The 14,516-nt window shown below is 57.3% G+C and carries 12 protein-coding genes and 3 pseudogenes; 5 read left to right on the forward strand and 10 right to left on the reverse strand.

The features are described 5' to 3' along the window. Positions 1–7: 7 nt before the first annotated feature. The 8 genes from EFD56_RS29555 to EFD56_RS29600 all read right to left on the reverse strand — a co-directional run bounded on the left by EFD56_RS29555 (position 8) and on the right by EFD56_RS29600 (position 9,276). Positions 8–1,315, reverse strand: a complete 1,308-nt coding sequence (locus EFD56_RS29555; protein WP_008536548.1) for an FAD-binding protein — start codon at positions 1,313–1,315, stop codon at positions 8–10. 8 nt (positions 1,316–1,323) lie between these two features. Further along, positions 1,324–2,433 carry an electron transfer flavoprotein subunit alpha/FixB family protein gene (locus tag EFD56_RS29560; protein ID WP_008536549.1) on the reverse strand — a complete coding sequence of 370 codons (1,110 nt, stop codon included), beginning with the start codon at positions 2,431–2,433 and terminating at the stop codon, positions 1,324–1,326. 15 nt (positions 2,434–2,448) lie between these two features. Continuing rightward, positions 2,449–3,297, reverse strand: coding sequence for an electron transfer flavoprotein subunit beta/FixA family protein (locus EFD56_RS29565; RefSeq protein WP_004678528.1), 849 nt, complete (start codon positions 3,295–3,297; stop codon positions 2,449–2,451). A gap of 176 nt (positions 3,298–3,473) precedes the next feature. Then, the gene (gene nifW, locus EFD56_RS29570; RefSeq protein ID WP_008536550.1) at positions 3,474–3,857 is read right to left on the reverse strand and encodes a nitrogenase stabilizing/protective protein NifW; all 384 of its coding nucleotides are present in this window, start codon (positions 3,855–3,857) and stop codon (positions 3,474–3,476) included. Between the two features lie 339 nt (positions 3,858–4,196). Further along, positions 4,197–5,393 carry a cysteine desulfurase NifS gene (nifS, locus tag EFD56_RS29575; protein ID WP_012489549.1) on the reverse strand — a complete coding sequence of 399 codons (1,197 nt, stop codon included), beginning with the start codon at positions 5,391–5,393 and terminating at the stop codon, positions 4,197–4,199. Between the two features lie 969 nt (positions 5,394–6,362). Next, complete coding sequence (locus EFD56_RS29585; RefSeq protein ID WP_004678546.1) at positions 6,363–6,680, reverse strand: HesB/IscA family protein; 318 nt, start codon at positions 6,678–6,680, stop codon at positions 6,363–6,365. A 529-nt stretch (positions 6,681–7,209) separates the two neighbouring features. Then, positions 7,210–8,661, reverse strand: coding sequence for an RNA polymerase factor sigma-54 (rpoN, locus tag EFD56_RS29595; protein ID WP_011053429.1), 1,452 nt, complete (start codon positions 8,659–8,661; stop codon positions 7,210–7,212). A 75-nt stretch (positions 8,662–8,736) separates the two neighbouring features. After that, the gene (locus EFD56_RS29600; RefSeq protein WP_004678566.1) at positions 8,737–9,276 is read right to left on the reverse strand and encodes a peroxiredoxin; all 540 of its coding nucleotides are present in this window, start codon (positions 9,274–9,276) and stop codon (positions 8,737–8,739) included. A gap of 803 nt (positions 9,277–10,079) precedes the next feature. Here EFD56_RS29600 and EFD56_RS29605 point away from each other — a divergent pair. Beyond that, positions 10,080–10,169 (forward strand): annotated as a pseudogene (locus EFD56_RS29605) (L,D-transpeptidase); the annotation flags it as partial. Here EFD56_RS29605 and EFD56_RS29610 read toward each other — a convergent pair. Next, positions 10,159–10,875, reverse strand: coding sequence for a Crp/Fnr family transcriptional regulator (locus EFD56_RS29610; RefSeq protein WP_010009905.1), 717 nt, complete (start codon positions 10,873–10,875; stop codon positions 10,159–10,161). The pseudogene EFD56_RS29605 and the gene EFD56_RS29610 overlap by 11 nt on opposite strands. 596 nt (positions 10,876–11,471) lie before the next feature. Next, positions 11,472–11,645: a hypothetical protein gene (locus EFD56_RS32835; RefSeq protein WP_010009909.1), complete on the reverse strand. Its 174-nt coding sequence runs from the start codon at positions 11,643–11,645 to the stop codon at positions 11,472–11,474. Positions 11,646–11,951: 306 nt separating this feature from the next. Here EFD56_RS32835 and EFD56_RS29615 point away from each other — a divergent pair, with 306 nt between their 5' ends. The 4 genes and pseudogenes from EFD56_RS29615 to EFD56_RS29630 all read left to right on the forward strand — a co-directional run. Continuing rightward, positions 11,952–13,130: a cytochrome P450 gene (locus EFD56_RS29615; protein ID WP_010009913.1), complete on the forward strand. Its 1,179-nt coding sequence runs from the start codon at positions 11,952–11,954 to the stop codon at positions 13,128–13,130. A 20-nt stretch (positions 13,131–13,150) separates the two neighbouring features. Beyond that, the gene (locus tag EFD56_RS29620; RefSeq protein ID WP_004678571.1) at positions 13,151–13,405 is read left to right on the forward strand and encodes a ferredoxin; all 255 of its coding nucleotides are present in this window, start codon (positions 13,151–13,153) and stop codon (positions 13,403–13,405) included. A 204-nt stretch (positions 13,406–13,609) separates the two neighbouring features. Further along, a pseudogene (locus EFD56_RS29625) lies at positions 13,610–13,852 on the forward strand (nuclear transport factor 2 family protein); the annotation flags it as partial. Between the two features lies 1 nt (position 13,853). Continuing rightward, positions 13,854–14,066 (forward strand): annotated as a pseudogene (locus tag EFD56_RS29630) (integrase core domain-containing protein); the annotation flags it as partial. Between the last annotated feature and the right edge of the window lie 450 nt (positions 14,067–14,516).

The following is a 14,516-nucleotide window of genomic DNA, read 5'->3' on the forward strand; positions in this document are numbered from 1 at the left end:
CTCTCCTTTATCGCCACGCGCGCGCCAAGCGAACCGCGTCACCAAACAGCCCCCAGCGGGAGCGTGCCTTGATGAAGGTGCCCGTGGTCGCCCGTTCCTTGTCGATCTTCGGGGTGCCATCGACTCGCACAAAGTTCTGTGCGGCCTGCGACAGCAACCTTGGATAAGTCGTGAAGAAATTGCGGGAATTGGTGTGCAGCAGGGCAGGCATGTCCTTGTATTTCCGCAAGTCTTTGATAACGAACGACTTTTCAAGCATCGACTTGTAAAGGGAGAGGTTCTCCTTGACCATCGGCTTTTTGCGATTCTTGATCTGGACGATTGCTTCGCCGGCGATGCGCCCCGACGTCATGGCGAGGTTGGACCCCTCGCGGTGCACCGCATTATTAAGTTGTGCCGCGTCGCCGACGACGACCCAGCCGTCACCAAAAAGCTGCGGAATTGCCTTGTAACCACCTTCTGGAATGAGATGCGCCGCATATTCCTTGACTTCCGCTCCTGCGATCAGCGGCTTTACCGACGGATGGCTTTTGAATTTTTCGAGCAGATCATAAGGACTTTCCATTGTTGCCGCGAATTCGGAGACAAGGCAGCCAATGCCGATCGAGATCGATTCTTTGTTGGTGTAGAGGAAGGCAAGCCCGGCCATGTTGCGAGAGATCGTGCCAACTGCCTCGATGACGCAGCCTTCATTGGCCTGGAGGCCGAACCGCTGGTCAATTACCTCTTCGGCCAGGAAATGCATTTCCTTGACGGCGAGCGCGACAGTTTCCGGTTTTGGCGTGTCACGCAATCCAGCACGCGTGCCGAGCAGCCCATTGACGCCCTCTGCGAGAACGACCACGTCAGCAAGAATCACGTCGCCGGCGCGGTCGGTGCGAACGCCAATCACCTTGCCCTTTGGATCACGAACGAGTTCCGTCACGGTCGTCTCGCATAGAAGCGTCGCTCCGGCCTCGCGCACCTTGCGTGAAAACCATTTGTCGAATTGGGCGCGAATGACCGTGTAGCGATTGTGTCTCGACTCGTTGAAGTCGTCCGACCGGTATTGCATACCGATGTGGGACGAGTCGTCCATCATCCAGAAGCGCTGCTCGACTAAGTGCCGCTCCAGAGGCGCATCATCCCGGAAATCCGGCAGGATTTTCTCCAGCATGTCCGCGTACATGATGGCGCCCTGCACATTCTTGGAGCCCGGATACTCGCCACGCTCCAACTGCAGCACCTTCATGCCGCGGTTCGACATCGTGTAAGCAGCTGCGTTTCCGGCCATGCCGGCCCCGATAACTATGGCGTCGAAGTTTTCCTCAGTCATGGGCGCCCTCAGTTTGCAAGCTTATCGCGACTGTGCGGCGACAGTCGATGGGTGAAGAGTTCCGTTAATGACGGCAGTAAACGGATCGCATCGGTGACGACGCCGAGGTGGGCGAAATCAAAAATCGGCGCGTTAGGATCGGTGTTAATGGCTAAAATAAGATCAGCTCCCTCGACGCCAACGCGATGCTGGATGGCGCCGGAAATGCCGGCTGCTATGTAAAGCTTCGGCCGGATAGTTTTGCCAGTTTGGCCGATCTGCCGATCAGCAGGCATCCAGCCCTTTTGGACGAGGGGGCGCGAACAGCCATAATCGGCCCCGATCGTCCGCGCGAGTTTCTTCATAAGCTTCACGTTCTCCACCGCGCCGAGACCGAGGCCTCCAGCAACCACGACGTCCGCATAGGCGAGATTCGCCGTCGCCGACTGGCCATCGGACAAGAAACCGAGGACCTTAGTGACGATCTCTTCCTCGATCATCGACACTTTGTGTTGAATGACGCGTCCGATCTTATTATTCCCGCGCGGAGGCATGGCCATGACCCTCGGCCGGACCGTTGCCATCTGCGGCCGGCAGTTGAGCGTGTAGATCGTGCAAAGCAAGGAGCCGCCGAAAGTCGGCCGGGTCGCCGCAAGCGAGCCGTCCGCATCCACATCAAGTTCGGTGCAATCCGCCGTGAGCCCTGTCAACAAGGTCGTCGCCACGGAACCGGCAAGGTCGCGCCCGAGCGTCGTTGCCCCTAAAAGAAGGATTTCCGGTTTGTAGTTAGTAACCAGATCCGTCAATGCTTTGGTGAAAGGCTCATTTCGGTAGTCGGCGAGCAGTGGGGCCTCGACGAGGTAGGCCAGGTCGGCGCCATAAGCAAAAGCCTCGGCGATGGCAAACCACGTGGCCTCTCCCGGTGGTCCGAGAACGACGCCGGCAAGCTGGACGCCCAGCTTGTCGGCGAGCTTGCGGCCTTCGCCGAGCAGCTCGAAGGAGACGGGATGCACCTGATCGCGCTCCAGCTCCATGAAGACCCAAACGTGCCGATGGTCCTTAAACTGATCGGGCAGCTCTTTCTTCATGGCGGCACGGCCAGCGGCTGGAGGAGGGCTCTCTCGATTCGTGCTCAACATCGTCGCTCCTTGCCTTCATTCGCCGTCAAAGGCGAGTTCGCTTTCGAGCGCCGGCTGGCGCAAAAAGATCCCAGCGATCAACTCCTCCGCGAGATCGCGCGGTGTTTTTTCCGCGGTGTCGATCTGCTCCGCCTTTTCCGCCCGCTCAGGAGGGGCAAAGACCCTCTTAACGACGGTTGGCGAGCCACGCAGGCCGCACTTGGTGAGGTCCTCTATGCCAGCGTCGGCCGCATTCCACTTCACGATCTGGCTGCGCGCGGCCCGTAGCGCGTCATCGAGCGAGCCGCGGCGGATTTCGTTTGTGCCTTCGAGCATTGTAATTAGGCAAGGGAGCTTGCTCATCAGCGTCTGCGTGCCCCCTTCCGAGCGGCGCTCCACCGTAATCTCGCGCCCATTGATGTCGACAGAGACGATTTTGGCAACGTAGGTGAGCTGCAGGAGGTCGAGGCGCTTGGCGATGCCAGGCCCAACCTGGGCGGTATCGCCGTCGATGGTCTGTTTGCCCGTAAAGACGATATCGGGCGTACCGAAGGCCTCTCCGATCTTCGCGATGGCTCGCGAAAGAGCAAACGAGGTCGCCAGAGTGTCGGAGCCGGCAAAATGACGGTCGGTCAAGAGTACGGCGCGGTCGGCGCCGTAGGTGAGCGCCTTGCGCAACGCGTCCTCTGCCATGGGCGGCCCCATGGTGAGCACGGTCACCTCGCCGCCATGGCGGTCGCGCAACTGGAGCGCCTCTTCAAGGGCGAACAGATCATAGGGGTTGATGATGGTTGGCACTCCCTGACGCATGATTGTGTTCGTCACCGGATGCACTCGTATTTGTGCGGAGTCCGGTACCTGTTTGATACAGATAACTATGTGCATGGCGGTTTCTTACTCCCTCCCTCTATGGGTGGCGGGCTTGTCAGTACACATGCTTGCGTGCATCATTCGTGCCAACCGTTTGGCGTTCTCTATCACATTGAAATGGCTTCGATTCCGACGTTGCTAGCATATGACTGAATTGTAAGCTTCCCGACATTGTCGTGTCGCAACCGTGCTCACTTCTTTTCGAACGGCTTCAGGAAAGAGTCTAACGGGACAACGGTGCGGCCGGGTGTGACAGGTCTGTTCGGATTGTGGTCCTTGAGCACCTTGAAGACCCGGTGCGAGAGCGGCGCGGAGGTCGCGAAATCACAGTAGGCCCTTTCCAGTATGGCACGGGCACGAGCAGCGATTACCCGGTCTGGGAGATGGGAGAAGTCCTCTGCCGCGAGGTATTGGCCCATACGCTTCATGATATGGAGTCGTGAGACATCGAGAACCTTAGGGTCATAGGGGACCCCTAGGGCTGCGAAGAACTCCTCCGCAGCCGAGAGAGATTTCAGCCGATTGAGGATGTCTTTGACATCGACGGGACTGCTGTCAGCGGAGCAACGGCACATAAGATTCCCCCTGGTCGTGAGCGGTGATCGCGAGATCGTTCTCCCGTAGCTTAAGCTGCAACGTACGGAATGCGTGGTTCGACGCGGCTAGGCGCAAGGCAGTCGCGTTGCAACTGGAGTCGGCATAGGCTGGTGGTCGGATGCGATCCACCGATGGTGTCGAGAGATTGATTAAGATGATATGGCGCTGGGCCCCCTCCACGAACACGCATGGGCGGTGAACCGGCGATCTATGTGACTGAGAGCCCCGGCTTTTACCTGATCGTTCATACGATGCCGGTGCCGTCATGCAGGTCGTATCGGTGAAAAGGAATTGCCGTTTCATGAGCGTGCCTGCTCCTACTCCCCTGAACGAACCCGGCTGCTCGTGTCGGCCACGTGGCCGGAACGGCATTGGCTCCGGAGCCTTTCAACGATGCCCGGTAAAACTTCGAGCACCCGGTCGACATCCTCGTCACAGTTATCGCGCGAGAACGAGAAGCGGATTGTTCCGTGCGCCATAGCATGAGGGATATCCATTGCCCTCAAGACATGGCTCGGCTCCAGCGAACCGGAGGAGCAAGCAGAGCCGGAAGAGCAGGCGATGCCATAGCGGTTGAGAAGAAGGAGCATACTGTCTCCTTCGACACGTTGAAAGGCGATGTTCGCCGTGTTCGGCAACCTCTTAAGCCTATCGCCGGTTACGAAGGCGCCTGGAACACGCTGGACAATGCCGTTCTCCAATCGATCTCGGAGCGACTTTAATCGGGTGCTCTCGTCGTCTATTGATTTCAGGGCGAGTTCGGCAGCCTTGCCTAAACCGACAATCCCGGCCGTATTTTCTGTCCCTGCGCGTCGGTCGCGCTCCTGATGACCTCCCTTGATCAGTGAGGAGAAAGATAAGCCCCGCCTGAGATAGAGTGCACCAATGCCTTTTGGTCCATGGAATTTGTGTCCGGACAACGAAAGCATGTCGATTGCAGTAGGTTGGAGGTCCATTGGAACCTTGCCGACCGCCTGGACCGCGTCGGTGTGGAAAAGTGCACCGATTCTCTTGGCCATCTCGGCAAGCTTAGCGACCGGGAAAATGGTTCCCGTCTCGTTGTTCGCCCACATGATCGAAGCAATCGCTACACGATGAGTGAGGGCGGTCTCATAGGCGTCAAGATCGAGACGTCCATGTCGATCCACTGGGATCCTGTGTACCTTAATGCCGCGCGTCTTCTCCAGATGGCCGCAGAGTGTCAGCACCGCTGAATGCTCGACTGCGGAAGTCACGATCTCTGTGCGCTCAGGCATCACCTCCAGCGCCGAAAGGATCGCCGCATTGTCGCTTTCCGTCCCCCCCGAGGTGAACACGATCTCATGATCGAACTCGGCGCCGATCAGCGCTTGCAATTGCCGGCGCGCCTTCCTCACCGCCTCGCGGATGGAGGAGCCAAAAGCGTGCGTCGACGAAGGGTTTCCAAACTGATCCGCAAAGAACGGCAGCATGGCTTCAACCACTTCAGGATCGACTCTGGTCGTTGCATTATTGTCGAGATAGATCGCTCTCATGGGTGGATCTCGACTGAGGGGAAGCGGTGACAATGCTGCGGCGTCTTGCACATGCTGTTGTTTGATAGCCTCGGGCAAGCAGCGCGGGGTGGAGTCGTGCGATGGCGCGTCACGCGATCTTGTTGGCATCGATAACGTCGCATAGCCGCCATCAGTAGGAAGGGAAGAACGTTGTGCGCTCGCGCCTTTTCCAACGGTTGGATTCGCCGCGGCTGCTTAACTAGATGGGTCGCCAGCTTAGCTTGTCGCTGAGAACTGAACTGTTGCAGGCTGCGGCGATTTTTAGACCCTGTCCTACGCGATTGCCGGCTACAACATCCATTTCGACCCTGCCAATTTCTCCAGGCCTCAGATTTCTGTTGTGACGGTCTGATCGTCCTCCTCTGCCGGAACGAGGCTTTCGACGACCAGTATTGTATAAACCGCTGACACGTCTTCGACGGCTTGAACGAGTGTCGTCCGTCTACTGCCAGATCTAGCGAAGTGAGCGACTTGGTCATGAAATCAAGCCTCTTGACACGCACGCGTCTTCGCTCACCTTTCCTCGGCGCGGAACTGCTTGCAGAGGGGGCGTCTCCTTTGGAATCCTGGCCCGGATGCCCGCCAAAAAATTTTGCTGCCTCAGGATAATCCGTTGATGAGCAGACCTTTCTCTCCGGCAGCAAACCGCTTAAAAAGCCTGCTGTCTCCTGACGGACGGTTTGAGGCGCTTCGGCGGGCTTTAGGGTTATGAGTTCGGCCAGCGCTGGCGAGAAGGCGGTCGCTGGGTTGGAACGCAAGGACGACGGCGTCACCAGAAACGCTTCCACCGTTGGATCGACTCCAATTATCAATTCAGGCCCTCTACCGTAGGAAACTGCCCCGGTCTCGCTGAGGGGATTTTCCTGCACGCCGTCGTTCTTCGGATTGAAAAAGGAAACCATGACCTTTTCGCAATAATTCCGCATGGCTCTCTCGCTTTCTCGGTGATCAGCCGAAGGATTTGCCGCAAGTGCAGTTCTGGTGCGCATTGGGATTGTCGAAGACAAAACCGGAGGTTTCTGGTCCCGTCACGAAGTCGATCGTCATGCCGTTGATGTGTGCTTGCGAGTCTGCGTCAACGAACACCTTGACCCCATTTGTTTCGATCACCGCGTCGCCCTCGCCCTGGACGCTTTCTAGCCCCACCAGGTATTTGTAGCCGGCGCATCCACCTGCCTCGACCGCGATGCGAAAGCCTTCCGCCTGCTCGGCTCGGGAAAGCGTTACGTTCATGATGGCGGCGGCATTCTCTGTGAGCTTGATCATGGGATGATTCCTTTTTGTTCGATGGCGCATTTTCGGATTACCGTGCATGCGTCGTGCCAAGCGGTGAGGAAGGCCAAGAGTTCGATCAGCCCGCGTGTTGTATTCCTGCGTCGTCGAACATCGGAGATCTCGAAAGCGCGCCAACTCCAGAACGTCTGCCCGCGTATCTCCGTCTATCATTTTCGGTTGAGGCTCTCGTTGCCGCCGCACCGAAATCCCAGCGGTTCGGCGAAAATGAATGGGAGGCGACAACTGCTTCTAGATTTGTCGCTTGCGCGACATAAAAATTCTGCACGAGTTTTCGTGATTAACCGCTTAGCCCCTAAGCGCTTGGGCTATGGAACAGACATCTAATCTTTTCTGGAACGTCAGCTTAAGCGGCCGGAACAACTTTTGAAGCTCCCGTGACGAGGCTGCGGTCGCCAGCCCATATGAAGTCGATCCTCCATGGAGAGGACTAAGCACAATGTCACATGTGCCTCAGTTCCGCGGTTTTTGGGAAAAGGGCATCACCTACGGTACAAAGGACTTATCCCTCCGCGGCCGCCAGTACAAACCGTTTCTCCCGCCGGCGTTGCGCGGACGAGGGGATGTTCATCGCCTCGCGATATTTGGCGACTGTGCGGCGAGCAATGTCGACGCCTGTTTCCTTGAGCTTGGCAACGATGCCATCGTCGGACAGCACATCATGGAGCGTCTCTGCGGCAATAAGTGCCCTTATCTGATGGCGCACAGCTTCGGCCGAGTGCGCGTCACCGCCTTGTGAGGACGGGATCGCGACGGTGAAAAAATACTTGAGCTCGAACACGCCGCGGGGCGTGAGAATGTATTTGTTCGACGTTACCCGACTTACAGTGGACTCGTGCATGTCGATCGCGTCAGCGATGGTCTTAAGATTGAGAGGGCGAAGATGAGCAATGCCATCTTCCAAAAAGACATCCTGGTGGCGCACGATTTCGGTCGCCACCTTAAGGATCGTCGTGGCGCGCTGATCGAGACTCCGAACCAACCAGCTCGCGCTCTGGAAGCATTCGTTCAGGAATGACTGATCTTTCGAGCTTTGGGCGGTTAGGCGAGTAACTTGCGCAAAATAGGTTTGGTTGATCAGTACCTTGGGCAAAATCTCCCGATTAAGCTCGACGTGCCATCCGCCTCCCGGCGAGGGTAGGACGAAGACGTCGGGTATGATGGATTCCGACCTTGCGGACTGGAACTGGTTTCCAGGCTTTGGGTCAAGTGCACGAATTTCGTTCAACATATCGAGAAGGTCGTCTTCATCGACCCGGCAACGTCGCTTCAGTGCTCGAAAATCGCGTCGCGCAAGCAACTCGAGATTTGCGACCAGAGCTGCCATGGCCGGGTCGAACCGGTCTCGTTGGCGCAACTGAATCTCGAGGCATTCGCCCAGACTTCGCGCAAATATGCCCGGCGGGTCAAATAGCTGCAAAGCCTCAAGAACCCGCTTCACTCCAGCCTCAGGGCTATTTAGCCTCTCTGCTAGCTCCAGAAGGTTCACTTGCAGATACCCAGTGTCATCCAGATGGTCGGCAAGCGCGCCAGCAATCAGCCGCTCCTGGGGTGTGAAGGCAGTGAGGGCGATCTGATGGGCGACATGTTCGTGCAATGTCTCAGTTGAGGCGGCGAACTCATCCAGGGAAGGCCTTTCCCCCGGCGAAAGGTTGCCTGTGTCACGGATTGATTTCCAGGGACTAGACAGCTCAGGCATGTCCGTCCTGGCCGGTCCATCAACGTGGTCTTCGCGTGCGCTGATATTTGGATCATCCGCCGCAGTTGGCGATACGCCAGAAGCCCCGCCGTCATTCGACGCCAGGTCGAGAAATGGGTTCTTCTCGATTTCCTGTTCCACGAACTGATTCAGTTCGGTGTGCGCCAGCTGCAGCAAGCGAATAGACGCGATGAGCTGGGGCGTAATAACCAGCGATTGCTGCTGACGCTGATGAAGGCTTGTAAAGGACTTCATGGTTCGAGCAAAACTCCTATCATTCGGCGCAGGTGTGCACGACAAGTCGTAGCTGCTGGTCGTTGGCTTCAATGCTCATACGAAGGCTGGGGCCTTAAGGCATTTCAAAATGTTTTGCGGCGAAGAAACGCCATACGGATCGGTCGCGCAGTTGTCGCCAAAGCCTTCTTCCTCGAACCACCCCTCCACGACGCCATTATTGATCACGGCAGCGTAGCGCCAGGAGCGCAGACCGAAACCGAGATTGTCCTTGGCGACGAGCATACCCATTTTCCGAGTGAATTCTCCCGAACCGTCCGGGATAAGCTTGACATTTTTCAACCCCTGAGACTTGCCCCAAGCATTCATGACGAAGGCATCGTTGACGGAGAGACAGTAGATGTCGTCAATGCCATTCTTCTTAAACTCGACATAAAGACTTTCGAAATCAGGCAGTTGGAAGGTGGAGCAGATTGGCGTGAAGGCGCCCGGCAGCGAAAAAAGGATTACCCGCTTACCGCTGAAATAGTCGTCGGTCGTCTTGTCTTCCCAGCGGTAGGGGTTGGGACCGGATATAGACTCGTCGCGAACCCGCGTGCGAAAGGTGACAATAGGGACCTGCTTTTCCATGGTCATCAATGAAGCTCCTCTAGGAAAATTTATTTGCGGCCTCTCAGTCACGGCTAACACGAATCCGACCTCGGCCCACACGCCAGGGCAAGCAAGCGTCATGCCATTTGGCCTGAAGGAGATGGACTTGCGGTCAGCACAGGGCCTTCGTCGCCGCACTCGTGCGCTGCTCGTGCGGGCGAGCGAATTGTGAAGCCGTTGTGCCGCGCTGACGGCCGGGCGCTGTTTCGGCTACTTCCGACCGCATCTCGATCAAGGTTTCTCTGCCGCCTTTTAGAACCTTAGCATACTGCCCGCCAGTCCGGTCGCGGCGGGAAGGCGCGGGTCACGAGGTTTGAGGTTCTGCTCGTGCGTATGTCTACCCGCGCACGTTTTCTTGTTTGAAACTGCACAAGAAAGTTTGAGGTCCGACAAAAAGGGGGCGCCAGGCTCGGACCGCGCATCGAAAAATGGTGAAACGCAAACGGCTCCGATAATTTCGTCACAGAAGACGACGATGGCGGATATCCGCAGGTTGGGGGCGTGAAGAGCTCGCAGCCGCCAATATCGATCGGCTGATGCCGACCGGCACCCGGGTCGCGCTATGTAGCCTTTGGCCTACGAGCATTTGTTGCTCGGCTGACGTCGCCGCGGAGCTGATATTTTGTTCCTCTCACCGCTCACCGCTCAGCTCGCTGGCGACCTGCTGGGCGCCCGGCGCCGATGGCGACGCCACCCACCTGCCCGGCGGCTATCCCGAGCTGCAAGCCGGCGGCTCCGGGACTAGAAGTTTTCTCGCCCGGAATGCTCGATGTGGTAGCGCCCGGCACGTCCGTCTGCATCCCGACAATGCCGCCTAGTTCTTTACGCTGGCGCGCCAGGCTGGCCTTTCCAATACGCGGGTGGTAATTACCCGCTGATTTTCTTTGCGAGCGCATCCATGTCGGGCACGGTGATATGCCGGATGTTCTCGATGCGGATGACGCCCTCTTTGCGAAGCCGGGTCAACTGGCGGCTGACGGTTTCGATCGTCAGCCCGAGAAAGTCGGCAATCTCGGCACGCGATAGCGGCAGATCGAAGGCAGTGCTCGTCGCCGTCTCGGCGTGGGCGGCAATGAGGTGGAGCAGGCTTGCGACCTTCTCCTCGGCGGTCCGCCGGCCGAGCGTCAGCATCCATTCGCGCGCGGCATCCAGCTCGTTCAGCGCCTGAGCGTGCAGGCTACGCTGCAATTCCCTAGTCTCCAATATCATGCGTTCGAGCAAATTGCGGGGGAACACGCAGATCTCCGCATCGGTCGCGGCCTCGGCCGACAGCGTGCTTTCGCGCACGAAGGGGCGGCCGACGAAATCGGGGGCGAATTGCAGGCCAACGATCTGCTGGCGCCCGTCCGACATCACCTTGCAGAGCTTCACCACGCCGCGCGTGATGTTCGAATAGAAAGAGTTTTCCGATCCTTGTGCAATGATCTCGCAGCCTGCGTCGACCTTGCGGCGCAGCGAGTGGCGGCCAAGTTCGCTAAGCTGGCCAGCCGACAAGGCGCCGCAAACGACGCCGTGCCGCGCCTGGCAGGAACGGCAAGCGACGGAAGTGCCAATCACGAGAACCTCACTGCGTGCGACGTCCATGTCCTGATCCCTTCGAAAACCGCCTATGCCGGACATGCCCGAGACGACCACGCGGCCGTTGCGACTTCGGCTATCCCTATTTCTTCCAGCGCGTCTTTGATGGCTATCAATTTCATCGGGATTGCGATTTGATCCAGATCAAATCTCCGTACCCACGCTCTTGCCGTGCCAGGCAGGGTAGTTTGTGGATTTGTTTCGGACGGCATTTTCGGCCCGCCGCTTGAGCGGGCTTTCTGCGGCCATCGCCTTCCGTCTCGGCGGACGGTAGGCCACCATACCCATTGCTGTCAGGCAACACCCAATCGGCAGATTGCCGCCGACTCTTAGGGTGGTGTCGTCGGGCTGGTAGAACTGACATTCAGGACAAAGGAGTAGCACGCTTCGAGCTGTTCCCGGAATTCCGCCGCTAGCTCGATGCCACAATTCAAAGCTACCCACCCTCAAGCTATCCCACTGCATCGCAGTACATCAGGACATTCGTTACTCGTCGCGCTGTCTCTGGCCCCCGGCTGTGGTGGCTGGAAAAAAGTCGCACCTGAATAGATGGCATCCGGCACCTGATGTCGGGTTTTGTTAGATACGCGACACGGCCTTGATCAGCCAATCTTTAGTTCTGCCTTGAGCCAAAGCGCTGAAAGGCAATTGAAAAATTTCTTTCCGGCCAAATCAATCAAATTGGCATGAACTTTGAAGTTCTTCTTGCGGGGCGGCAAGGACTGTCGGCCGGTTTCTTTGGTGACCGCCATGGAGCGGAGGAAATCAAAATGCATCTGTGCTCAGAACGCATTTACCGGAAGAGAGGTACCCGTGAAAATCCGATGTCGACCGGAAGGGCGGGCGAGGCATCCAAGAAATTTCGACTTCGGCCAACAAAGCAGCGTGGATTTCGAGCCGCACGGCGATCTGATCGCTGCATCGCATGTCATTGGCGCCTCGCGCTGCTGAGATTGGAAATCTGGCGCTCAACGATTTTGCTCGCTCCCTCTCCGAGGAGAATTCGTTCTCGGCGAAGGGGCTTTGATGACAGGAGAAAAGCAGTGGCTACCATTAGGGTTCCAGAACATGTCCCTCCCGAAATGGTGAAGGACTTCAGCCTGTTCACGTCGCCCGGCATGGAGCGCATGCCAAATGGGGATCCGCACGCAGCTGTCGCTTGCCTCCATAATGGACCGAGAATCTTTTATTCTCCCTGCAATACGCGCGATGGCCGAGGTACCTGGGTCATCGTTCGCGCTCAGGACCAACGCAAATTGCTGCAGGACACCGGAACCTTTTCCAGCCATCGGAGCCTTTTCGCCTCGGCGCTTGGCGAAAACTGGCCGCTGATCCCGCTTGAACTCGACCCCCCGGCTCACAGCGTGTTTCGCTCACTTCTCAATCCGCTGCTTTCGCCCAGGCGGATAATGGAGCTTGAACCGGCGGTCCGTGATCGGGCGATTGCGTTGATTTCCAAGATTTCCGCGTCGAGCACAAGCTGCGACATCTTGACGGACTTCGCCTTTCCTTTTGCGGTTAGTATCTTCCTCCGTTTGCTCGGCTTATCCGATGAGCGCCTCAATACATTCGTGGGCTGGGGGAAGGACCTGCTCCACGGCGACGGCATCAGACGAACCGCAGCCGCCCGAACAATTTTGGCGTTCATCGATGAACTTGCAGCGATGCGCCGCAAAGAACCGGCCGACGATTTCATGACCTTCGTCGTGCAGGCAAAGGTCGACGGCCGCCTGTTGAGAGACCAGGAAATCCATGGAATAGGCGTGCTTCTATTCGTCGCGGGACTGGACACCGTGGCAACGGCGATCGGCTTTGACCTGGCCTATCTCGCGCGCAATCCGACAGAACAGGAATTGCTGCGGAGCAAACCGGATCGAATTGTGCTCGCAGCCGAAGAACTGCTTCGCGCCTATTCGACCGTGCAGATGATCCGTGTGGCGACGAAAGATATCAATTTCGAAGGCGCGCCGATCCGTAAGGGGGACTACATTTCCTGCGCCACGATGATTGCCAATCGTGATCCGGTGGAATTCGAAAATCCGAACACGATCGATTTGGCACGAGAAGACAATCGCCACACCGCTTTTGCGTACGGTCCCCATCGCTGTCTTGGATCACACCTTGCCCGGCGAGAGATCGTCATCGGCCTGGAGGAGTGGCTGTCGCGCATCCCTGACTTCCGTATCAAGGATGGTACGGCGCCCATCACCTATGGGGGCCACGTGTTTGGAATGGAGAATCTGATCCTGGACTGGTCCTGATAATTGAGAGGAGGAAAGACATGGAGTACCGTATGCGCGTCATAGTGCACACTTCCAAATGCCAAGGTCATGCAAGATGCTGGGCCCAAGCGCCCGAAATATTCAATCTTGACGACGAGGGATACATACTGCCCGGTGCAATCGATGTCGAGGAGAGGGACGAACTGTTCGCGTCGCGAGGCGCTCGATCCTGCCCTGAACGTGCGCTGGAGATAGATTGCGTTTCGGATGCGTTGCTCGATCGCCTTTTGTTCAACCAACATTGTGGGGGTTGAAACGCAACGCGACTGGTGCATGACGGCGCCGTCGCTGTCCAAACACCTTACCCGCAGCTCTCCCATTGATGTCTACTTCTAAGGGCAGTTGTTTACATGCATGCCTAAGCAGAGGGAGGGTTTTTCCTTACGTCAGCCGAGCAGTTGAAAGCTGGCTGCGTCACTGGATGGGTAAGCGCCCCGATATCAGATGTGCGACAAGCGATGAAACACAAAAAAATTACCGAATTGCTCGACCGCGAGGCGCTCCGCGACTGCCTCTATCGGTATTGCCGCGGGATAGACCGCGCCGATGAAAGGGCGCTGCGCAGTTCCTACTGGCCCGATGCACGTGACAATCACGGGACCTATTCCGGTTCGGCCGAGGGCTTCATCGAGTTCGCCCTTGGTGTCTTCAAGACGGGACCGCGCAACATCCATCAAATCACGAACATTCTGATTGAGTTCAAAGCCGACTGATAATGCTTTCATCGAAGCGTTCAATGGCCGCTTCCGTGCAGAATGCCTGAACCAGCATTGGTTCCTGACCCTTGCGGATGCCCGCGAAAAGATGGAGGATTGGCGTAGATACTACAATGAGGAAAGACCTCATGGTGCGATCGGCAACAAGGCGCCGATCTCGTTGGTGAATTCGGGAGGCGCAACCAGCCCGCCTCCCTGAATGAAGCCGGAAAACTCTAGCATCCGGTGGTCCAACGTTTGGGAGCGGTTCAAGACCGCCGAGGCTCTAATCGCCGTCAGCGGCAGGTCAGGATCGAAAGCTTCAACATTTTTCGATTGGGAGCTGGGTGCGATTGTCTCCAGTTTTCGGATCCGTTGTCCTGCTGATAGTCGCGGTCGACCTAGCGGTGCAAGTGATGCCATCACGACACCGTCTGTCGGCTTTGTCTGATCGGCGACATTAGGTTTGTTTGGCAGTTTCCTGTGGTGGTTCGGAGTAACTTTCTGAAACCCAACAAAAAGATCTTTCCTTTGGCTCGATCGGCCCACATGGCACGGGTTTTGAAGATTGCCATGCGAGGCGGCGCGAGCTGCCTGCCTTTTACTCAGCGATGGATGGAACGAAAGAAGGAAGGCGATATGTCAGATTTGCGTCAAATCGCATTTTACG

The sequence above is a fragment of the Rhizobium phaseoli genome, assembly GCF_003985125.1.
In the GTDB taxonomy this organism is placed as follows: Bacteria; Pseudomonadota; Alphaproteobacteria; order Rhizobiales; family Rhizobiaceae; genus Rhizobium; species Rhizobium phaseoli.